Annotated in this window: 14 protein-coding genes; 6 read left to right on the plus strand and 8 right to left on the minus strand. The window is 63.7% G+C overall.

Translation table 11 applies throughout. The annotated features are described in order from the left end of the window. Positions 1-128 precede the first annotated feature (128 nt). Together BHD07_RS25520 and purH are read left to right on the plus strand one after the other, a co-directional pair. Complete coding sequence (locus BHD07_RS25520) at positions 129-1,814, plus strand: heparinase II/III family protein (RefSeq protein WP_100672645.1); 1,686 nt, start codon at positions 129-131, stop codon at positions 1,812-1,814. A gap of 141 nt (positions 1,815-1,955) precedes the next feature. Further along, a complete protein-coding gene (gene purH / locus BHD07_RS25525; protein WP_100672646.1) occupies positions 1,956-3,566 on the plus strand; it encodes a bifunctional phosphoribosylaminoimidazolecarboxamide formyltransferase/IMP cyclohydrolase in 1,611 nt (536 codons plus the stop codon). A 336-nt stretch (positions 3,567-3,902) separates the two neighbouring features. On the opposite strand, the gene BHD07_RS25530 is transcribed toward purH, so the two are convergent. Next, positions 3,903-5,294 (minus strand): MFS transporter, encoded by a 1,392-nt coding sequence (locus BHD07_RS25530; protein ID WP_338283657.1) that lies wholly within the window; start codon positions 5,292-5,294, stop codon positions 3,903-3,905. Between the two features lie 125 nt (positions 5,295-5,419). After that, positions 5,420-10,207, minus strand: a complete 4,788-nt coding sequence (locus BHD07_RS25535; protein WP_100672648.1) for an NAD-glutamate dehydrogenase — start codon at positions 10,205-10,207, stop codon at positions 5,420-5,422. Positions 10,208-10,490: 283 nt separating this feature from the next. Between BHD07_RS25535 and pdxY the strand changes: the two genes are divergently transcribed. Together pdxY and BHD07_RS25545 are read left to right on the plus strand one after the other, a co-directional pair. After that, positions 10,491-11,372, plus strand: coding sequence for a pyridoxal kinase PdxY (pdxY, locus tag BHD07_RS25540; protein WP_100672649.1), 882 nt, complete (start codon positions 10,491-10,493; stop codon positions 11,370-11,372). A 159-nt stretch (positions 11,373-11,531) separates the two neighbouring features. Further along, complete coding sequence (locus BHD07_RS25545) at positions 11,532-12,215, plus strand: carbonic anhydrase (RefSeq protein WP_198516755.1); 684 nt, start codon at positions 11,532-11,534, stop codon at positions 12,213-12,215. Positions 12,216-12,309: 94 nt separating this feature from the next. Here BHD07_RS25545 and BHD07_RS25550 read toward each other — a convergent pair whose 3' ends face one another. From BHD07_RS25550 to BHD07_RS25560, 3 genes are all read right to left on the minus strand, one after another. Beyond that, the gene (locus BHD07_RS25550) at positions 12,310-13,131 is read right to left on the minus strand and encodes a lytic murein transglycosylase (protein WP_100672651.1); all 822 of its coding nucleotides are present in this window, start codon (positions 13,129-13,131) and stop codon (positions 12,310-12,312) included. Positions 13,132-13,303: 172 nt separating this feature from the next. Continuing rightward, positions 13,304-14,338: an aspartate-semialdehyde dehydrogenase gene (locus BHD07_RS25555; RefSeq protein ID WP_100672652.1), complete on the minus strand. Its 1,035-nt coding sequence runs from the start codon at positions 14,336-14,338 to the stop codon at positions 13,304-13,306. A gap of 113 nt (positions 14,339-14,451) precedes the next feature. After that, positions 14,452-14,622: a hypothetical protein gene (locus BHD07_RS25560; protein WP_018098718.1), complete on the minus strand. Its 171-nt coding sequence runs from the start codon at positions 14,620-14,622 to the stop codon at positions 14,452-14,454. A 272-nt stretch (positions 14,623-14,894) separates the two neighbouring features. On the opposite strand from BHD07_RS25560, the gene BHD07_RS25565 reads away from it, so the two are divergent. Then, positions 14,895-16,784: an MFS transporter gene (locus tag BHD07_RS25565; RefSeq protein WP_275597108.1), complete on the plus strand. Its 1,890-nt coding sequence runs from the start codon at positions 14,895-14,897 to the stop codon at positions 16,782-16,784. 98 nt (positions 16,785-16,882) lie between these two features. On the opposite strand, the gene BHD07_RS25570 is transcribed toward BHD07_RS25565, so the two are convergent. Further along, positions 16,883-17,590 carry a phosphatase PAP2 family protein gene (locus tag BHD07_RS25570; RefSeq protein ID WP_275597109.1) on the minus strand — a complete coding sequence of 236 codons (708 nt, stop codon included), beginning with the start codon at positions 17,588-17,590 and terminating at the stop codon, positions 16,883-16,885. A 130-nt stretch (positions 17,591-17,720) separates the two neighbouring features. Continuing rightward, on the minus strand, positions 17,721-18,833 hold the full coding sequence (gene leuB / locus BHD07_RS25575; protein WP_100672655.1) for a 3-isopropylmalate dehydrogenase: 1,113 nt from the start codon (positions 18,831-18,833) through the stop codon (positions 17,721-17,723). Between the two features lie 333 nt (positions 18,834-19,166). On the opposite strand from leuB, the gene BHD07_RS25580 reads away from it, so the two are divergent. Beyond that, positions 19,167-21,230, plus strand: coding sequence for a M3 family metallopeptidase (locus BHD07_RS25580; protein ID WP_338283665.1), 2,064 nt, complete (start codon positions 19,167-19,169; stop codon positions 21,228-21,230). Positions 21,231-21,441: 211 nt separating this feature from the next. On the opposite strand, the gene BHD07_RS25585 is transcribed toward BHD07_RS25580, so the two are convergent. Continuing rightward, the gene (locus BHD07_RS25585; protein ID WP_338283667.1) at positions 21,442-22,611 is read right to left on the minus strand and encodes a dihydrodipicolinate synthase family protein; all 1,170 of its coding nucleotides are present in this window, start codon (positions 22,609-22,611) and stop codon (positions 21,442-21,444) included. Positions 22,612-22,638 lie beyond the last annotated feature (27 nt).

Genomic DNA, 22,638 nt, shown 5'->3' on the forward strand with positions numbered 1-22,638 from the left:
GCCCTCGGACGGCCCGCCTATCAATGGCGATAGGGTTGATAAATATTTAATGATCTTTCCCGCACGATTCCGATCTTCTGCATGATCCTCGAATCGGCTCCGGTTGAAGAGGAAACCCACGGGCGCCGATGACGTTTTCCAGTAAAACAAGGCTCCTATATTTGTATTTGCGCGAAGGCCAACGCCGATTGGCGCGCCTGCTTTCGCGCGGAAAGACGGCGGCGCTGCGCGTTGCAGGCTCTACGCCCGCCCGTCTGATCGTCGCACCCACGGATCTTCGGGCCATCGATCCCTTCGCCGCCGAAGAGATTCTCGCGGGTCGCTTTCCGCTCGCCGGCCGCGTCCTGGATACCGAAGGCGAGTCGCCTTTCGAAATCGACCTGCCGTCGCACGAGTTCGCGGTTCGCCTTCATTCCTTCGGCTGGCTGAGGCACATGCGGGCGATCCAGGACGAGGCCGGCTCGATCAGGCTGCGCCAGATCATGGACGACTGGATCGGCAGCCATGGCCGAAGCATCGGCGAAATCTCGTGGGAAGCGGATGTGGTCGCGCAGCGCGTCATCGCCTGGCTGTCCCATTCGCCGGTGGTGCTGCGTAATGCCGAGCACGGTTTCTATCGCCGCTTCCTGAGAAGCCTTGCCCTTCAGGTCCGCTACCTCCGGAATGTCGCCGAGACCGTGACCGACGGAGAGGCGCGCCTGAGGGTTCGCCTGGCACTCGCCATGGCCTCCGTTTCGATGCCGGCTACGGCTTCGGCTATCCGCAAGGCGTCGCGCAATCTGGATCTGGAGCTGGAGCGGCAGCTTCTGCCTGACGGGGCGCATTTCTCCCGAAACCCCCGGGCCGGGCTCGAGCTGCTGCTCGATCTGCTGCCGCTGCGCCAGACCTATGTCAATCTCGGCCACGACGTGCCTTCGAGGCTCATCCCCTGCATCGACCGCATGTATCCGGCGCTCCGCTTCTTCCGCCACCAGAGCGGGGAGCTCGCCCTCTTCAACGGCGCGACATCGGTTCTCGCCCATGAGCTCGCCTCGGTGCTCAGATATGACGAGACGTCCGGCGAGCCGTTCCGGTCGTTGCCGCACGCCCATTACGAACGCCTGTCGATGGGCGATACCGTCATCATCATGGACACTGGGCGTCCGCTTTCGGTCGACCTGTCGCGAACCGTCCATGCCGGCTGCCTCTCCTTCGAGATGTCCTCCGGCAGAAATCGCTTCGTCGTCAACTCCGGCGCGCCGAAATTCGCCGGCGAACGATTCAGGCAGATGGCGCGCACGACCGCCGCGCATTCCACCGTCACCGTCGACGACACGTCTTCCTGCCGCTTTTCGCAGTCGCGGTTTCTGGGCCCGATCATGATCAGCGGCCCCTCGCGCGTCACGGTCGAGAGAAAGGACGAGCCGGGAAGCATCGAGCAGGTCAAAGCGAGTCACGACGGCTACCTTGCGCCCTTCGGCCTGATCCACGAGCGCGACATCGGAATTCTCAATGGCGGGCGGTTGATCCGCGGCCGCGACCGCCTGCTGCTGGAGGATGGCAGCGATCCGGCAAATGACGACGACGCGGCCGCGGTCGCCCGTTTCCACATCCATCCGGCAATCGGCATGCGCCGGCACAGCGAGAGCGAGATTTATCTGACGGCGCCCGACGGAGAGACATGGCTCTTCGCCTGTCGCGACGGTGCGCTCGCGATTGAGGAGGATATCTTCTTCGCCGATCCCTCCGGCGTTCGCGCCTCGTCGCAGATAAGCGTGACCTTCTCCGCCGCCTCGCAGCCGGAGATCCAGTGGACTTTCACGCGGGAGGGATGACCCCGAAACTGCGCCGGGCCTATTTTCCCGTTGTTGCGGCGCCGAAGGTTCCTTCCGGCAACAAGCTATGCTAACGGGCAGCCATCCCAATCGCCGGAACTTCCTCCCTACGCGTCCGGCGCTGCCAAAGGAGCAAGGTCGATGGCTGTCGCCTCCAAGAAAATCCCCGCCCCGGACGAGGTCCGGATCAAAACCGCCCTCCTTTCGGTCTCCGACAAGACGGGCATCGTCGAACTCGCCCGCGCCCTCAACGACAAGGGCATACGGCTGGTATCGACCGGCGGTACGCACAAGGCGCTTGCCGATGCCGGCCTTCCCGTCAGCGACGTCTCGGAGCTGACCGGCTTTCCGGAAATCATGGACGGGCGCGTCAAGACCCTTCACCCAGGCGTCCATGGAGGTCTTCTCGCGATCCGCGACGACGCGGAGCATGCGGATGCCATGAGCGCGCACGGCATCACCGCGATCGATCTCGCCGTCATCAATCTCTATCCCTTCGAAGACGTCCGCGCCAAAGGCGGCGACTACCCGACCACGGTCGAGAATATCGATATCGGCGGCCCCGCAATGATCCGGGCATCGGCCAAGAACCATGCCTATGTGACGATCGTCACCGACCCGGCGGACTATTCGCCGCTGCTCGAGGAAATCGCAGACGGGACGACGCGCTACGCCTTCCGCCAGAAGATGGCGGCCAAGGCCTATGCCCGCACGGCCGCCTATGATGCGGCGATCTCCAACTGGTTTGCCGAGGTGCTCGACACGCCCATGCCGCGCCACCGGGTTCTCGGCGGCGTGCTCAGGGAGGAGATGCGCTACGGCGAAAACCCGCACCAGAAAGCCGGATTCTACGTCACCGGCGAGAAACGGCCGGGAGTGGCTACGGCGGCGCTGCTGCAGGGCAAGCAGCTCTCCTACAACAACATCAACGATACCGATGCCGCCTTCGAACTGGTGGCGGAATTCCTGCCGGAAAAGGCACCGGCCTGCGCCATCATCAAGCATGCCAATCCCTGCGGCGTTGCGACCGCGCCCTCGCTCGCGGAAGCCTATCGCCGGGCGCTCGCCTGCGATTCGACCTCGGCATTCGGCGGCATCATCGCGCTCAACCAGGAACTGGACGCCGAGACTGCGGAAGAGATCGTCAAACTCTTCACCGAGGTCATCATCGCGCCGTCGGTCAGCGACGACGCGAAAGCCGTCATCGCCCGCAAACCGAACCTGCGGCTGCTTGCGACCGGCGGCCTGCCGGATCCGCGCACGCCCGGCCTGACGGCGAAGACGGTCGCCGGCGGTGTGCTCGTCCAGACGCGCGACAACGGTATGGTAGAGGACCTGGAGCTCAAGGTGGTCACCAGGCGTGCGCCGACGGCACAGGAGCTCGAAGACATGAAGTTCGCCTTCAAGGTGGCGAAGCACGTCAAGTCCAACGCCATCGTCTATGCCAAGGACGGCCAGACGGCGGGCATCGGCGCCGGCCAGATGAGCCGCGTCGATTCCGCCCGCATCGCTGCCATAAAGGCAGAAGAAGCGGCCAAGGCGCTCGGCCTCGCCGAGCCGCTGACGCGCGGTTCGGCCGTCGCCTCGGAAGCCTTCCTCCCCTTCGCCGACGGTCTTCTGTCAGCCATCGCGGCCGGCGCAACCGCCGTCATCCAGCCGGGTGGTTCGATGCGCGACGAAGAAGTGATCGCGGCGGCGGACGAACACAATGTCGCGATGGTCTTCACAGGCATGCGGCATTTCCGGCACTAGAGCCCTTTTGTCTAATGCACTTCCGGGCGGAAAACCGTGACACCTGGAAGTGCTCTAACGCCTTAAGATACCGCCGCGGCTTATTTGATTTCCTCATTCCTGTGCCCGTCACAGAAATCCAGCCAGACCAAGTTCTTGGGCTGAAAGAACGCTTCCCGCGCCGCAGACGCGGCGCTGCTCTCATCCCTGTGACAAGTACAGGAATGAGGATGAGGAGAGATTGCAACCCTCCTTAGGTCGTTTCGACCTGAAACATGAACGTGATCTATTCCAAGACGTTAAGACGCCGGATGCGGAGGAAAACCACATCCCGCTCCGGCCTCCTGCTCGACATTCCTATCGCGGCCGGTGCGCCGGATAGGGGGTCCGCAGGAGGATCACGAGACCGACGGCGAAAAAGGCCACCAGCGCCATCATGCCGATCCGGGCCGAACCGGTCATAAGCGTGATCGTCGCGACCGAGGCGGGCGCCAGGAACGAGGTGGCGCGGCCGGAAAGGGCGTAAAGACCGAAATAGCGCCCGGCTTCGTCGGGCGAGACACTGCGCGCGAGGTAGGATCGGGACGAGGCCTGGACCGGCCCGAAGGCGACGCCGACGAGCAGGCCGTAAAGAATATAGGCCTTTTCGGCGGCGGTGCCGAAGAGGCCGCCCGAGTCCGTCGAGCCAAGCGGGACAAGCCCGAAGAGCGTGAAACCGGGCCGCGTGGAGACGATGCCGAGCGTGGCGATCGTCAATGAGACGAGGCTTGCGACGACGATCGTCTTGGAGCCGAGCCGTGCATCGAGCCTGCTCGCATAAAGGCAGCCGAAAATCGCCACGACGTTCAGGATGATGCCGTATAGCCCGAGTTCCATCGTCTGCCATCCGAACATTCCGGCCGCGAAGGTGCCGCCGAGCGCGAGCAGTCCGTTGACGCCGTCCTGGAAGATCATTCGGGCAATCAGGAACCGCAAGATGCCGGCCCTCTCCTTGAGTTCGGCAAGCGTGCCCTTCAGTTCCTCGAAGCCCCGAGCGGTTGCTTTCGCCATCGACATCGTTGCCCTGGTCGCATCCGGCGTGAAGAGGAACATCGGCAGGATGAAAACCATGTACCAGGCGGCGGAAATGGGGCCGGTGATGCGGGCGTCTTCGCCCTTTGCCGGATCGAGCCCGAACAGAGGTTCGAGTCCGATCGCCGTCTTGCCGGTCTGCGGGTTCCCGGCAATCAGCGCGACCACGGCGATCAGCACGATCATGCCGCCGAGATAGCCGAGGCCCCAGGCGATGTTGGAGATGCGCCCCACTTCCTTTTCGCTGACGAGCCGCGTCATCATCGAATCGTTGAAGACGATGGAAAATTCGGCGGCCACCGTCGCCAGCGCAAGAAAGACCGCCGTATAGATCAGGGACGAGCCCGGCGCCGCGTTCCAGAGCAGGGCGAGCGAGATGATCTTCACGGCCGCGAAAAAGGCGATCCACGGCTTTCGCGGGCCGGCCGCATCGGCAATGGCGCCGAGGACCGGCGAAAGTAGAGCGATCACGATCCCCGCAATGGTCAGCGTATAGCCCCAGACCGCCTGCCCATGGGCGGGATCGGCCGTTAGCCGGGAAACGAAATAGGGCGCGAAGATGAAGGTGGTGATCACGGTGAAGAAGGGTTGCGCGGCCCAGTCGAACAGCATCCAGCCGGCAATGCCGAGACGGGAAGTCCGAGGCCGCTCCTCCATTCGCCCAGCCGCGATATCCACTTCATCCCTCCCCGGCACTTGCGCAAGCGCGCCGCGTTCGTGGGCGGCGGGCAGGGCAATGAAGAACAACCTTCGACCGGGGCGGAATTGGTCCCTCCGGCCGAGTTATGGCCGGAGGGACTGTGTCATTTCGTCCAGCCGCGTGCAAGATCGCTGAGGAGACCGGCTGCGACAGTGACCTTGGCGAGCGTCGTTTCGCCCTTTTCGGTCAGGAGCCTCAGCTGGTCGCCGACAGTGGCGACGCGTTGGCGATCGCGATCCTGCCAGGCGAGAACGGGGTTTCGCTCGCCCTTATGCTCGACCAGGGCGGCGATGGTGATATCGCGGCGTGCGGTGCCGATATCGCCGACCGCCCGCGAGAGCGCCATCGACTCGAACTGCTCGGTGGCGGGCACGCGGTCGGCGGCCGCCAGCAGGCGGTTGATCCTCAGGCTCTCGGTGACGGTGAAATAGGCCTGGGCGGTGCGGCTCAGCGGCTCGCCGGTTACCGTGGCGATCTGCATGATCTCAGGGACCAGGGTCATGAGCGACAGTTCGGCGATTTCCTCGGCAAGCTTTGCCGGCACGCCGTTTTCGATGAAGCCGGCGGCCCTCAGGCGAGCTTCCTCGGCACCCTCCCTGGATATCGCCGCCCGCATGGTGCCGCGCAGCTTCTGCAGCCCGTCGCGAAGCCGGGCAACCGCTTCGGCCACGGAGCCCTCGGAGGCGCGGGTGCGCAGCGCCCGTTCGGCGACGAGCGCAAAGATACGCCCCACCTCGTGATAGAGCCGGTTCTGGATCACGCCGCTGATCCTGTTGTCGAGCGCGTCGATCTCGCCGTAGATGCGCGGCAGATCGAAGCCATCCAGGGCCAGTACCGCTGCCTTCACGACATCGGCGGAGAGGAAGCCGGTGGCATCCGTCAGCGTCGAAACGAAAGCCGGGCCGCCGCGGTTTATCGTTTCGTTGGCGAGTACGGTCGCGATGATTTCGCGGCGCAGCCGGTGCCCGTGAATGTCGCCGGCATAGGCCTTGCGCATCTTTGCGGGGAAGTAGCGCTCCAGGGTCGCCGTGAAATAGGGGTCGTCCGGAAGCTCGCTGACGAGCAGCTCGTCGAAGAGCACCAGTTTCGCATAGGAGAGCAGCACGCCGATCTCCGGGCGCGTGAGCGGCCGGCCCGCCTGGTAGCGCTCGCTCATCGCCTGGTCGGTCGGCAGGGTCTCGACCTTGCGGTTGAGGTGGCCGTCGGCCTCCAGCCGCGCCATCAGCCGCGCCAGCGGCGTGCGGTTGGCGAGGCCCTGCATCTCGGTGAGCGAGATCGCTAGCGACTGCTGGTAGTTGTTGCGCAGCACGAGATGTCCCACCTCGTCCGTCATCGATGCCAGAAGCGTGTTGCGCTTGGGGCGGGTCAGGCGGCCTTCGCGCATGGCGGAGGCAAGCGCGATCTTGATGTTGACCTCGACGTCGGAGGAATTGACGCCGGCCGAGTTGTCGATGGCATCGGAGTTGCAAAGCCCGCCATTGAGCGAGAAGCCGATCCGGCCTTTCTGGGTGACGCCGAGATTGGCCCCCTCGCCGATCACGCGCGCCCGCACATCCTCGGCGGAGACGCGGATCGCGTCGTTGGCACGGTCGCCAACCTCGGCATCCGTCTCGTTGGTGCCGCGCACATAGGTGCCGATGCCGCCGAACCAGAGCAGGTCGACCGGGCTCTTCAGGATTGCGCTCATGATCTCGAAGGGCGTCGCCTTCGGCTTGTCGATGCCGATCGCCGCCATCGCTTCGGGGGTGAGTGTCACCAGTTTTTCCGAACGCGAAATGATCATCGCACCGGGCGAGAGCGTCTTACGGTCATAGTCCTGCCAGCTGGAGCGCGAAAGCGCGAACATTCGCTTGCGCTCGGCAAAGGAGAGATCGATATCCGGCTCGGGATCGATGAAGATATCGCGGTGATCGAAGGCGGCGATCAGCCGGATCTTTTCCGAAAGCAGCATGCCGTTGCCGAAGACGTCGCCCGACATGTCGCCGACGCCGGCGACGGTGAAGGGCGTCGTCTGGATGTCGACGTCCATTTCGCGGAAGTGCCGCTTGACGGCCTCCCACGCGCCGCGCGCGGTGATTCCCATCTTCTTGTGGTCGTAGCCGGCGGAGCCGCCTGAAGCGAAGGCGTCGTCCAGCCAGAAGTCCGCTTCCTGGGCGAGCGCATTCGCCGTGTCGGAGAAGGTTGCCGTTCCCTTGTCGGCGGCAACGACGAAATAGGGGTCGTCGCCGTCGAGCCGCAGCGTGTCCTCCGGGGGAACGACGTCCTGACCGACGATATTGTCGGTGACGGAGAGCAGCGTGCGGATATAGGTCTTGTACGCTTCCGTTCCCGCCTTGAAGACCTCATCGCGGCTGCCGCCGACGGGCAGCTGCTTCGGATAGAAGCCGCCTTTGGCGCCGACCGGAACGATGACGGCGTTCTTCACCTGCTGCGCCTTGACGAGGCCGAGCACCTCGGTCCGGTAATCCTGCGCCCGGTCGGACCAGCGAAGGCCGCCGCGCGCCACCTTGCCGAAGCGCAGATGGACGCCTTCCACTTCCGTGCCGTAGACGAAAATCTCGCGGAAAGGCCGCGGTTCCGGCAGGCCTTCGAGCTGTTTCGGATCGAGCTTGAAGGCAAGAACCGCGCGCGGCCTGCCTTCGGCGTCCTTTTGGAAATAGTTCGTCCGGAGCGTCGACTGGACCGCATTGACGTAGCGGCGCAGGATCCGGTCTTCGTCGAGGCTGGGCACGGCCGACAGAGCCTCCTCGATGCCCGACAGCAAGGCGTTGCACTTTTTGGTGCGCGCTTTCCCCTCCGTCGTCGGATCCATGCGCGTGGAGAAGAGGCGGAAGATGTCGGCGGCGATCGTCGGATACTTGTTCAGAGTATCGGCGATATAGCCTTGGGAATAGGTGATGCCGGCCTGGCGCAGGTAGCGCGCATAGGCGCGCAGCACCGTGATTTCGCGGGCGGTGAGCCCGGCGAGCAGGACCAGCCGGTTAAAGTTGTCGTCCTCCGTCGTGCCGTTCCAGGCCGCCAGGAAGGCCTCCTCCAGGGCCGGGCCGATCCTGGCGAGGTTGAGCGTGTGCCCGTCGCGATGGATCAGCTCCATGTCGTGAAGGACGACCTCGCGGGGCTCGTCCCCATGGACGTGCACGCCGATGTCGTAGGTCTGCTCGCTGATGACACGGAAGCCGAGATTTTCGAGAAGCGGCACGCGGCGCGACAGCGAAACGGGCGTGTCGGCATGGAAGATCTTCAGTTCCAGCGTATCCGGCCGCTCCTGGTGCCGGTGGTAGAAGGAGATGCGGATCGGGTCGCCGGCCGTGCAGGCGGCGATGTCTCCGAGGTCGGCATAGGCTTCCGCGGGCGTGAAGGCCGCCTGATAGGCCTCACCGACCGATATTTCCGTGCCCTCCTTGCGGGCGAGCAGATTGAACCGATCGATCCAGCGGGTGACGATGGCGCGGACCGCCTCTTCGAGCTTCGCCTGGGGAACCCGTGGCGTCTTGCCGCCCGAGCGGCCGATGATGAAATGGACGCGTGCAAGCCCGCCTTCGGGAAAGGCCGGGTAATAGGCCGAGACCCGGCCGTCATAGACAGTTTTCAGATAGTCGCCGATCTTTTCGCGGACGTCGGAATCGTATTGTTCGCGCGGCACGAACACGATGACCGAGACGAAGCGGTCGAAGTGGTCGATGCGCGGCAGCACCCGCACCCGCGGCCGGTCGCCGAGTTCGTTGATCTGTTCGCAGAAGGCGGCGAGCAGCCCGATATCGATCTGGAAAAGATCGTCGCGCGGATAGGCTTCCAGCGTGTTGGCCAGCGTCTTGCCGGAATGGCTCTGCGGATCATAGCCGAAATGATCGACGATCTTCTCGATCTTGTGCCTGAGCAGCGGGATCTCCGACGCCTGCCGCGTGTAGGCCGTCGAGGTGAACAGACCGACGATGCGCAGTTCGCCGACGACGTTGCCGGAGGCGTCGAAACGCTTGATGCCGATATAGTCCATGTGGGCACGCCGGTGGACGACCGACTTCACATTGGCCTTGGTGACGATCAGGAAGTCAGGCCCCTCGAGGAAGGCGAGGATTTCCGGGGTGGTCAGCACCGCATCCTTGCCCTGGCGCAGGACCCGCACGTCCGGATTGGACAGGATGCCGAGGCCCCTGCCCTTGCCGCGCTCGACCGTCGCCCGTTCGCCCTTGCCGGAATAGGTATATTCCCGCATGCCGAGGAAGGTGAAGTTGTTATCCCTTAGCCAGCGAAGGAACGCCAGCGCTTCGTCGCGGTCGCTCTTCTTGCGGGAAGCGTTGTAGTCTTCGAGCTCCCGCATTGCCTGGTCGAGCAGAGCGGTCATTGCCGGCCAGTCGTGTACGGCTTGATGAACCTGCTCCAGCACATCCGAGATGCGCTTGCTCAATGAGCGTGCCTCCAGCGGAGTCAGCCTGCTCAAGTGGATTTGAATGTGGCTGACGCGGTGCTCGGGCGCGCTTTCCTCGTCCGGATCGAACAGCTTCACGGGTTTGCCGGGCTCCATCACCAGGATCGGGTGGATCGCCAGGTGGATGTCGCGGTGGGTGCTCGTCACCTCTCCCATCACCGAATCATAAAGGAAGGGCATGTTGCGTTCGGTGATCGCGATGATCGAAACCTCGATACCACCCGGTGCGACCCCTGCTACCGTCTCCACCGAGACCTGCGGCTTGCCTCCGTCCCAGCGTGCGAGTTCGCTGCGTGCGTGGGCAGCGGTGAGCGCCAGCATCTCAGGCGTGTAACGGTCGAGGTCGTCGTTGCTCGCTCCGCCGAAGAGGATTTCCGGTGGCAGTGTCTCGGCCCCGAATCTGGACCCTGCCGCCCGGGCCGCATCGATGTGCCGGTCCCGCTTCGGATTATGCTTCACGCCCATGAAATCGCTCTCCACTCATGATGGTTGAACCTAGCAGAACCATGCCCAATGGCGACCGTTTTTATGATGGATTTCGGCAAAATGGAGCCGAATTTCGGAGAAAATCACGTAGATTCGATCTAAATCCATTTAAATCGAAGGCAATTTTGCAAAAATTTCCCGAAAAACAACAAAAACGAACGAAAACGCCGAAGATTCTGTCACGGGGGTCTGCACGAGCAGCAGTTGACAGTCCGTGAGGGGCGGGCGATCACACTTCGAAAGCGAATAACGGGGTCTCCCAATGTCCGACACGCCTGCCGCGCCCGGTGCCGTCATCGTCATTTCCAGTCATGTGGTGCGCGGCGCGGTGGGCAACCGGGCTGCCGTCTTCGCGCTGGAAATGCTTGGCCACCGGGTCTGGGCCCTGCCGACGGTCGTGCTTCCCTGGCATCCGGGACACGGTCGGTCGACGCGGGTGACCATGCCGGACGAGGACTTCCGCTCGATCATCGGCGATCTCGTCGCTGCGCCCTGGATCGGCGAGGTGCGCGGGGTGCTGTCCGGCTATCTGGGTTCCCCCGAACAGGCGGCGGCCGTTGCCGGCCTCGTGAAGGCGCTGCGCCAGCGCAATCCCGCGCTCTTCTATGCCTGCGATCCGATTCTTGGCGATGCGGGCGGCCTCTACGTCCCGGTGGAGATCGCCAGCGCCATCCGCGACCTGCTGCTGCCGCTTGCGACGCTCGCCACGCCCAACCGGTTCGAGCTTTCCTGGTTGGCAGGTGCTTCGCTCGAGACGAATGCGGCCATCCTCGATGCGGCGGTCGACCTCGGGCCGTCACGCGTGCTGGTGACGTCGGCGATACCGATGATGAGCGGCGGCACGGGCAATCTTTACCTGTCCGGACGCCATGCGCTGCTTGCCGAGCACCGACTGATCGACAATCCTCCGAACGGCACCGGCGATCTGCTCTCGGCCGTATTCCTGGCGCGCCTGCTGGAAGGGCTGCCGGAGGAACGCGCGCTGCAGATGGCGACCGCCAGCGTCTACGAGATCATCGCGAGAAGCCGCAAGCGCGATTCCGACGAACTGACGCTCGAACAGGATGCATCGAGCCTCGCGACGCCGATGGCAATGGTGCAGATGCGCCGCCTCATGCATCCGAGCCAGGCGCGGAAGAAATAGCGTCAGATATGGAAGAATTGCCTCATAGGCGCATTTCGCCCTTTCGGATGGCCGGAGCACGCTGTAACAGTTCGACGCTTCATGGTTCCCGGTGCGTCTTTCAGACACGCTACCCGCATGTTTCCTTGAATCCCGATCAAAGACAGGAGCACCAGGACGATGCAGCAGGAACGAGTGGATGAAACGGGGTTATCGATGGATATACAGGGCTTTCCGGAACATCTTCTGACCGGCTACCGCAATTTCATGAGCGGTCGCTTCACCGAACAGCAGCAGCGCTACAAAACGCTCGCCGAGAGCGGTCAGAAACCGAGGACGATGGTCATCGCCTGTTGCGACTCCCGCGCCGCGCCCGAAACAATCTTCGATGCCGGCCCGGGAGAACTCTTCGTCGTGCGCAACGTCGCCAACATGATGCCGCCATATGAACCGGACGGACATTATCATTCGACTTCGGCCGCGCTCGAATTCGCGGTCCAGTCGCTGCGGGTCACCAACATCGTGGTCATGGGCCACGGGCGCTGCGGCGGCATCAAGGCGGCACTCGACCCGGACGCCGAGCCCCTCTCCCCCGGCGATTTCATCGGCCGCTGGATGAACCTCCTGAAACCGGCCGCCGAGCAGATCCAGAGCAATGACGTGATGACTCCGGCGGAACGACAGCGTGCGCTCGAGCGGGTCTCCATCCGCAATTCGATCGCCAATCTGAGGACGTTCCCCTGCGTGAACGTTCTCGAGTCGAAGGGAAAGCTTCGTCTCCACGGCGCATGGTTCGACATCTCGACCGGCGAGCTCTGGGTCATGGATGCGAAGACCGGCGATTTTTCCCGACCGGGAATGTAACGGTCGCCAGTCAGGCCCCTCGTCCGCCGGCCTGTCCCTTCTCCCCCGCTAGCGGGAGAGAAGTCGCGGCAGCGGGTGAGGGGCAAAAGCGCTGTCACCCGCCGTCGATCTCGGCGCCGATGATGGCGATCGCCTGCTGATAGACGCTGGCGGCGTTCCAGCCCTGGATGGCGGCGAAGTTGACCTCGCCCGGCTGATAGCCGCCGCCCGGCTGCCAACCATGGCCGCGCAGGAAATTTGCGGTTGAGGCAAGCGCATCCGCTTTGGAGCGGACCATGTCGACATGGCCGTTGCCGTCCCCGTCCACGCCGTATTTCAGCACGTTCACCGGGAGGAATTGCGTCTGCCCGATCTCGCCGTGCGCCGCCCCGCGGGCGGCCGGGCTGAGGTCGCCGCGCTGGACGAGCTGGAGGGCGGCGTAAAGCTGGTTGGTGAAATAATCCGAGCGGCGACAATCATAGGCGAGCGTCGAGACGGCGGAAAGCGTGTGTTCCTTGCCCAGGAACGAGCCGAAGCCGGTCTCCATGCCCCAGATGGCGATCAATGGGCCGGCGGGAACGCCGTAGCGCTGCTCGATGCTCTGGAAGAGCCTGGCATTCTGCGCCCGCAGCTTCTTGCCGCGCGAAATGATCACCTGACCGCCGCGCTTCTGCATGAACTGGTCGAGCGACAGCTTGAAGCTCTTCTGGCCGCGATCGGCCCGGATCGTCGCCCTGCTGTAGGAGACGTTGGCGAGCGCCTGGTCGACCACCGAAGGGCTGATGCCGTTCCCGGCGGCTTCGCGCTTGAATTCCGACAGCCAGGCGGAGAAGCCGCTGCCGTCATTGCCGCACTGCGCCGCAGAGGCGTCCGCCGGAAGAACTACGGTTGAGATCAGGGCCGCCAGGCCCGCTGCTGCGCTCTTCACCCTATGCATGGATTACCCCGTCGATTGCCCGAATTTGTTGCCTTCGAAATTCCCGCTTCGTCATCCGCTCGTCGCCGGCACGATGGTTTCACGTGAATCCATTGCCCGCCGACGAACTGCGAACCCCGCCTGTCGCCGTAACGAAGCAGGCGGGGCTTAAAGTTTGCCCGACCGAGGCCGATCAAGCCGCCTGCTTGCGCGGTTTGATCAGGCCGCGGTTGATCAACAGCTCTGCGATCTGCACCGCGTTGAGCGCCGCGCCCTTGCGCAGGTTGTCCGAGACGATCCACATGTTGAGGCCGTTTTCGACCGTCGCATCCTCGCGGATGCGCGAGATGTAGGTCGCGTCCTCGCCGGCGCATTCGTAAGGCGTCACATAGCCGCCGTTCTCATGCTTGTCGACGACCAGGCAGCCCGGCGCTTCGCGCAGGATCTCGCGCGCCTCGTCGGCGGTGATCTCGTTTTCGAATTCGATATTGACCGATTCCGAATGACCGATGAAGACCGGGACGCGCACGGCCGTGCAGGTCACCTTGATCTTCGGGTCGAGCATCTTCTTGGTTTCGGCCAGTACCTTCCACTCTTCCTTGGTGTAGCCGTCCTCCATGAAGACGTCGATGTGCGGAATGACGTTGAAGGCGATGCGCTTGGTGAACTTCTTGCTCTCGATCGGATCGGCGACGAAGACAGCGCGGGTCTGGTTGAAGAGCTCGTCCATGCCGTCCTTGCCGGCGCCGGAAACCGACTGATAGGTGGAAACGACGATGCGCTTGATCCGGGCGTGGTCGTGCAGCGGCTTCAGCGCCACCACGAGCTGCGCCGTCGAGCAATTCGGATTGGCGATGATGTTTTTCTTGGAGAACTGCGCGATCGCGTCCGCGTTCACTTCCGGTACGATCAGTGGAACATCGGCGTCGTAGCGCCAGGCCGAGGAATTGTCGATGACGACGCAACCCTCGCGGCCGATCTTCGGCGAGTATTTCTGCGAGACGGCGCCGCCGGCCGACATCAGGCAGATGTCGGTGTCGGAGAAATCATAGGTGTCGAGGTTCGTCACCTTCAGCGTCTTGTCGCCGTAGGAGACCTCGGTGCCGATCGAGCGAGAGGAGGCGAGCGCCACCACTTCGTCGGCCGGAAAGCCGCGCTCGGAAAGAATGTTCAGCATCTCCCGGCCGACATTGCCGGTGGCGCCTGCGACAGCAATTTTGAAACCCATGATCTAAGCTCTCTTTCTGTCTCTCCTCGTTTGGTGGAGGGGGAAACTGCGCGGTGCGACCGCGAAGTTCCTGTCCCCGGCCTTACCGGGGAGAGAGCGGAGGGCCAGAGACGTCAGACGGTTTTCGTCGTCGTTTTGGCCGTGGTTTTGCGCGCGAGCGAGAAATGGCTGATCCGCCCGGCGGTATGGGCCGGCAAATTCAGCGCAGCGATGGACGAACCCTTCGGTCCCATGGCGGTTTCCTCGTTCGCCGCTGCTCTTACCGGCTTTTCGGCAAGAGTCAAGCCGCGGAGGCTCCCTAGTGGTCGTCACGCAAGGCAGCGCTTGCCCGCGGCACGATTGAAGACTTCGTGATGTGCGGGCGCGAGCATGGTGACCCCGGCATTAGACGAAAGTCATAAGCCCAAAGCATCCCTGCCTCGCGTGCCACTTTTCTGACATCTTGTTGCGAGGCGCACCACGCCCGGATGTCAAAGGGGACCCGACGTTCAGGGAGGAATGTCCGGACCGGGGAATGGGCGCTCCAATAGACCGATTTTGGAGTGGAGGAATCAAAATGGCAAACGTCGTGACAGCGGGCGGCACAAAAGCCGGCCCGATGACCGGCGAGGAGAAGAAGGTCATCTTCGCCTCGTCGCTCGGTACCGTCTTCGAATGGTATGATTTCTATCTTTACGGTTCGCTTGCCGTTTATATCGGTGCAACCTTCTTCAGCCAGTATCCCGAGACCACGCGCAACATCTTTGCGCTTCTCGCCTTCGCCGCCGGCTTCCTTGTCCGGCCGTTCGGCGCGCTGGTTTTCGGCCGCCTGGGCGACCTCGTCGGCCGCAAATACACATTCCTCGTCACCATTCTGATCATGGGCCTGTCGACCTTCCTCGTCGGCGTCCTGCCCGGTGCCGCCTCGATCGGCATTGCGGCTCCGATCATCCTGATCGGGCTCCGCCTCCTGCAGGGTCTTGCGCTCGGCGGTGAATACGGGGGTGCCGCGACCTATGTGGCAGAGCATGCGCCGCACGGCCGCCGCGGCTATTTCACCTCGTGGATCCAGACGACGGCGACGCTTGGTCTCTTCCTCTCGCTGGTGGTTATCCTTCTGGTCCAGTACATGCTGGGCAAGGAAGCTTTTGCCGAGTGGGGCTGGCGCATACCCTTCCTGCTCTCTTTCGTGCTGCTCGGCGTCTCCGTCTGGATCCGCCTGAAGATGAACGAGTCTCCTGCCTTCAAGAAGATGAAGGAAGAGGGCAAGGGTTCGAAGGCGCCGCTGACGGAAGCTTTCGGCCAGTGGCGCAACGCCAAGATCGCCCTTCTGGCGCTCTTCGGCGCGGTCGTTGGCCAGGCCGTGGTCTGGTATTCCGGCCAGTTCTACGCGCTGTTCTTCCTGCAGAGCATTCTGAAGATTGACGGCCAGTCGGCAAACCTGATGGTTGCCGCCTCGCTCCTTATCGGCACAGGCTTTTTCGTCTTCTTCGGCTGGCTGTCGGACAAGATCGGCCGCAAGCCGATCATCATGGCGGGCCTCCTGCTTGCCATGCTCACCTACTTCCCGCTGTTCAAGGCGATGACTTGGGCCGGCAACCCAGCGCTTGCGGAAGCGCAGCAGAACGTTCGCGCCACCGTCACCGCGGCTCCGGGCGACTGCAGGTTCCAGTTCAACCCGACGGGCACGGCGAAGTTCACCACCTCCTGCGACATCGCCACCGCCTTCCTGACCAAGAACTCGGTTCCCTATGACGTCGTGACCACGGCGGCTGCGGGGACACCGGCGACGGTGAAGATCGGCGAAACGACGATCACCAGCTTTGACGCCGTTGCGGCCGGCGACAAGGCGAAGGCCGAGGAAGCGGCTTTCGGTAAGCAGATCAACATGGCGCTGCAGGCCGCGGGCTATCCGCTGGTGCGCGGCGTTGCCAAGGTTCCGGAATCGAAGCTCGACGCCTTCGTCGCTGCCAATCCGGAACTTGGCCTCGACGCCGCTGCCGTGCGCGCCGGCGAAAAGGCCATGGTGCCGGCCGACAAGCTCGTCGCCGACAAGCTGCTCACCCAGGAAGAAGTCGGCAGCGCCACCGAAATGGCGGTCTACAGCATAGACAAGGGCGGCGCCTTCACGATGGTGGCCGACCCGGCCCGCGTCAACTGGACGGTGATCATTGCTGTACTGACCGTGCTCGTCATCTATGTGACGATGGTCTACGGCCCGATTGCGGCGCTGCTCGTCGAACTCTTCCCGACGCGCATCCGCTATACCGGCATGTCGCTGCCCTACCATATCGGCAATGGTTGGTTCGGCGGGCTGCTCCCGGCAACGGCCTTCGCGATGAGCGCGGCAAAGGGCGATATCTACTACGGCCTCTGGTACCCGATCGTTTTCGCGGGCATCACGCTGGTGATCGGTCTTCTGTTCCTGCCCGAGACGAAGGACCGGGATATCCACACGATGGAATGAGCCGGCGGACGGGAGCGGGATGGGAGCGTGTTTCCCATTCCGCCAACTCAACAGCTCTCCTGACTCCGGCGCGGCTTCCGCGCCGGCTTTTTTTCGATTTACTCGGCTTCCCTTTCCTCGGCCTCGTGCTCCACATGCCTCAGCACAGGCCAGCCGGCCGCACCGCGCTTGAACAGCCAGCCCTGCCGGGCAAAGAGGAAAGCCATCATCAGCGCGACCCAGAGCCCGAGCAGCAGGCCGGCGGCGACATCGCTCGGGTAATGCGCGCCGACCACGACGCGCGAGATGCCGACAAGCAGGGCCAGCAGCAGAAACAGCGGCCGAAGCTGCGGCATCACCATCGCGAAGGCGCCGAAGAAGGCGCCGGCCGCCGTGGAATGTCCCGACGGGAAGCTTTCGAACAGCGTGTCGCCGGTAAAGGGCGTGAGGCTGTAGGGGCCGTAATCTGCAAGGAGCTCGGGACGGGCGCGGCCGATCAGAAATTTCAGGCCGTGCACCAGCGCGCTCGCCGTGCCGATCGTCAGTAGGAAATAGGCGGACAGATTGCGCGCCGCGCGCGCCCTCTGCCGCAAGGTGTCGCGCGCGGAGGATCGGCGGACGACGAAGGCGATCAGCAGCAGCAGGGCCGAGCTGTAGATCATCCAGGCGAAGGTGCCGATATCGGTGATGGCGCGGTTGAAGCCGACGATCTCCTCCGGCAGACCTTGCGCCCATTCGGAAAGATGCGGGTCGAACGGGGTGAAGGCGACGACGAGGACGACCGTCATCAGCCAGATCCAGACGGTCAGTGAAAGCGGTCGGTTCATTTTGCTCCTTCCTTCGCCTTATGGATGTGAAGGCTCGGCCGGCAAAATCAAGACCCCGTAAACGCGAAGCACCCCCGGCAAGGCCGGAGGTGCGGTTCGACTATTCGGGCCGCGAGCGAAGGCGCAGTCGTCAGGCCGAGAGGCTCTTGAACTCGGCGAGGATCGCGTCTCCCATCTCGGCCGTACCGACTTTCCGGCAACCTTCCGCCATGATGTCGCCGGTGCGGATGCCCTGATCGAGCACGTTGGCGATCGCCTTCTCCAGGCCGTCGGCTTCCTTCACGAGGTTGAAGGAGTAGCGCAGGCACATGGCGAAGGAAGCGATCATGGCGATCGGATTGGCGACCCCCTTGCCGGCGATGTCCGGCGCCGAGCCGTGCACCGGCTCGTAGAGCGCCTTGCGCTTGCCGGTCTTGGCATCCGGAGCGCCGAGCGAGGCGGAGGGCAGCATGCCGAGCGAGCCTGTCAGCATGGCGGCGACGTCGGACAGCATGTCGCCGAAAAGGTTGTCGGTGACGATCACGTCGAACTGCTTCGGCTGCCGCACGAGCTGCATGCCGCCGGCATCCGCCAGCATGTGCTCGAGCTGGACGTCGGAATACTTCGCCTTGTGCGTCTCGGTCACGACCTGGTTCCAGAGCACGCCCGACTTCATCACGTTGCGCTTTTCCATCGAGCAGACGCGATTGTTGCGGGTGCGGGCGAGTTCGAAGGCGACCCCGGCGATGCGCTCGATCTCGTAGGTGTCGTAGACCTGCGTGTCGATGCCGCGCTTCTGGCCGTTGCCGAGATCGATGATCTCCTTGGGCTCGCCGAAATAGACGCCGCCCGTCAGCTCGCGCACGATGAGGATGTCGAGGCCCTCGACCAGCTCGGGCTTCAGCGACGATGCGTTGGCAAGCGCCGGGTAGCAGATGGCGGGGCGAAGGTTGGCGAAAAGCTCGAGGTCCTTGCGCAGGCGCAGGAGCCCGGCTTCCGGCCGCACCTCATAGGGCACCGCATCCCATTTCGGTCCGCCGACGGCGCCGAAGAGCACCGCATCGGCGGCAAGCGCCTTCGCCATATCCGCTTCGGAGATCGCCGCGCCATGGGTGTCATAGGCCGAGCCACCCACAAGCCCCTCGTCCGTCACGAAGCCGGCGTCTCGCTCGGCATTCATGTAAGCGATGATTTTGCGGACTTCCGCCATGGCTTCCGGGCCGATGCCGTCGCCGGGCAGAAGGAAGAGATTGCGCACAGTCATGGATAGTCCTTCTCGCGTGAAAACTCGGCCGGGTTCTTAGCGCAACTTCGTATCAAGGGAAATTGCGTCTGCGAAAGAATTGTGCGTGCTCCGGTGTCACCGCTACCCTGTTTCCGCTTGACGGAATCGCGCGCCGGCGCTCGAATGGCTGAACTCAACCGGGGATTTCACCATGTCGGAAACGCTTCTTTTCGGTGCCTTTCCGCAGGCGGCCTGGCAAGCAGCGCCCGGCCTTTTCGCCCTGCGCAAACCTTGACGGTCCGGCGCCGATCGACCACTTCAAGCACCTGCTTTGCGGTTTTCGCCGCGCTCCCGCATTCGAAAGGAATCCTGATGACCGACAGCGCTTCGCTCAATCCCGCCCTCGTCAACTGGACCGGACACGAGGGCCTGCCCCGGTTCGAGGCGATCATGGACGAGGATTTCGCGCCTGCCTTCGATGCGGCATTGGCGAGTCACGAGGCGGAGATCGAGGCCATTGCCAACAATGCGGAGGAGCCCACCTTCGACAACACCGTCGCCGTGCTGGAAATCGCCGGCGATGAACTTTCGCGCGTCTCCGCTCTCTTCTGGAGCAAGGCGGGCGCCCATACGAACGAGGTGATTCAGGCGCTGGAGCGCGAGATCGCACCGAAAATGTCGCGCCATTATTCGAAGATCGGCACCAACCCGGCACTCTTCGGCCGCATCGACGCACTCTGGGAGAAACGGGAAGAGCTCGGCCTCGATGTCGAAGCCATGCGCGTTCTGGAACGGCACTGGAAGAGCTTCGTGAAAGCGGGCGCCAAGCTTGACAAGCCCGAGCAGGAGCGTCTCGCGGCGATCAAGGAGAAGCTCGCCGGCCTCGGCGCCAGGTTCGGGCAGAACGTTCTCGCAGACGAGAAGGACTGGGCGCTCATCCTGTCGAGCGAAGAGGACCTGGCGGGGATTCCGGATTTCCTGAGAGATGCGATGGCGGCGGCCGCGCGCGAGCGCGGCGAGGAAGATAAATATGCGGTCACGCTGTCGCGCTCGATCATCGAGCCGTTCCTGACCTTCTCCGAAAGACGGGAACTGCGTGAACAGGCTTTCAGGGCCTGGACGGCGCGCGGCGAAAATGGCGGCGAGACCGACAATCGCGGCATCATCGCCGAAACGCTCGCTCTCCGGGCGGAGAAGGCGAAACTGCTCGGCTATGAGAATTATGCGGCGCTGAAGCTCGACAACACCATGGCGAAGACCCCTGAAGCCGTGAACGGCCTGCTGATGCAGGTATGGGAAAAGGCGGTGGCGCGGGCCCGGGAAGAGGAGGCGGAACTCGCCACGCTCATTGCCGAAGAGGGCCGCAACCACGAGGTCATGCCTTGGGACTGGCGACACTATGCGGAAAAATTCAGGGCCCGGAAATTCAGCTTTTCGGAAAGCGAACTGAAGCCCTATCTGCAGCTGGAGAAGATCATCGACGCCTGCTTCGCCGTCGCCGGCCGCCTCTTCGGCATCACCGCAACCGAGAAGAATGGCGTTCCCGCTTATCACCCGGACGTCCGCGTCTTCGAGATACGCGACGCCTCAGGCAGGCTCACGGCCCTTTTCCTCGGTGATTATTTCGCGCGCTCCTCGAAACGCTCCGGCGCATGGATGAGCTCCTTTCAGTCGCAGCACAGGCTGAAGCTCGAGAACGGCGCAATTGGCGAAATCCCGATCGTGTACAATGTCTGCAACTTCGCCAAGCCCGCCGAGGGCAAGCCGGCGCTCCTCTCGATCGACGACGCCCGCACGCTCTTCCACGAATTCGGCCATGCGCTGCACGGCATGCTTTCCAATGTCACCTATCCCTCGGTTTCGGGTACCGGCGTCGCGCGCGATTTCGTGGAGCTGCCCTCGCAGCTTTACGAGCATTGGCTGACGGTGTCGGACATTCTCAGGAAATATGCGGTGCACTACAGGACCGGCGAGCCGATGCCGCAGGCGCTGCTCGACAAGGTGCTGGCGGCGCGGACGTTCAATTCCGGTTTCGCGACGGTCGAGTTCACCGCCTCGGCGCTCGTCGACATGGCCTATCACACGGCGGAAGAGGTCGGCGATCCGATGGCGCTCGAAGCGGCGACGCTCGAGAAGATCGGCCTGCCGCAGTCGATCGTCATGCGCCACCGCAGCCCGCATTTTCTTCACGTCTTCTCCGGCGACGGCTATTCGGCCGGCTACTACTCCTACATGTGGTCGGAGGTGCTCGACGCCGATGCATTCGCGGCCTTCGAGGAGACCGGCGATCCTTTCGACCCGGCGATGGCGGCCAGACTGAAGGACAATATCTACTCGGTCGGCGGCTCCGTCGATCCGGAAGACGCCTACAAGGCCTTCCGCGGCAAGCTGCCGAGCCCGGATGCGATGCTGGCGAAGAAGGGGCTGGCGGCTTAGGGTCTTGTCTTTGAAAATATAGGGGGTGATCGCCCCCGATCCTTTCCCCGCAAGCGGCGGGAGGGGACGCGCCACACGGGCGATCTCATTGCGGCTACGCCTGTGGTGTGGAGGGGGACCGCGCGCGCCGTCGCCCCTTCGCCCCGCTTGCGGGGAGAAGGTCGCGAAGGCGATGAGGGGGCATAACCTGCCCGATGAAGACAGGTGAGATCTACGCCTGCTCCACCCCCAGCACAGCCAGCAGATTGTGCATCCGCTCAGTAGCCAGCTCCGGCTTGTCGAGCACATTGGCCTGATCCGCCAGGCGGAAGATATCGGCATAGTGGAGCAATCCGCGAGCCGATTGCAGGCCGGCCGGCAGGGTGAAATGCCGTTGGTGGCCGTTCAGCCAGGCCAGGAAGACGACGCCGGCCTTGTAGTATTGCGTCGGCGCCTCGAAGATCTTGCGCGAGAGCGGCACGGTCGGCTCTATGACGCCGCGAAAGGTCGCAAGATCGCCCTCGGCGAGGGCCGCGAGCGCCTTCGAGGCCGACGGCGCGACGGCGTCGAAGATGCCGAGCAGTGCGTGGCTGTACTTCTTGCCGTCGCCCTCGATCAGTTCCGCATAGTTGAAATCGTCGCCGGTGAAGCAGAGCACGCCCTCGGGGAGCCGGCTGCGCAGCGCCAATTCCTTGCCGTTGTCGAGCAGCGAAATCTTGATTCCCTCTACCTTGGCGCTGTTCTCGCCGATGATGGCCAGCACGGTTTCGAGCGCCTGCCCGAAGTTTTCCGAGCCCCAATAGCCTTTGAGCTGCGGGTCGAACATGTCGCCCAGCCAGTGGAGTACGACCTTGTCCCTGGTCTGGGACAGGATGCGGCCGTAGACACGCCGGTAGTCGTCGGGGGAGCGCGCCACGCGCGCGAGCGCCCGGCTCGCCATCATGATCGCCCGGCCGCCCTCGGCTTCGACGAAGCCGACCTGCTCCTCGTAGGCCGCGATGACATCGTCAATCGAGCGCGCGTCGGCCGGCGAAAGGTGGTCGGTGCCGGCGCCGCAGGCGAGATCGGCGCCCGGGACGCTTCGCGCTTCAGCGAGCGAGCGACGGATCAGTTCCTGCGCCGCCGCCCATGTAAGTCCCATGCCGCGTTGCGCCGTATCCATCGCCTCGGCGATCCGGAAGCCGAGCCCCCACAGGTGATGGCGGAAGACCATCGTCGCTTCCCAGTCGATTGCCGGATTGCCCCAAGGGTCGCTGTCGCGAAGCGGATCGGAAACGACATGCGCGGCCGCATAGGCGATGCGGTTGAAGGTCGGGGCCGCTCCGGGTCGGGTGATCGGTTCGCCCCGAAGCCGGTACTCTTCGAGCGAACCGTCCTGGCGCGGCAGAAAAACGCTGGTCATCGGCTTATGTCCTCCTCTACCTCATCG

This window comes from Sinorhizobium sp. KGO-5 (assembly GCF_036245905.1).
GTDB lineage: Bacteria > Pseudomonadota > Alphaproteobacteria > Rhizobiales > Rhizobiaceae > Sinorhizobium > Sinorhizobium meliloti_A.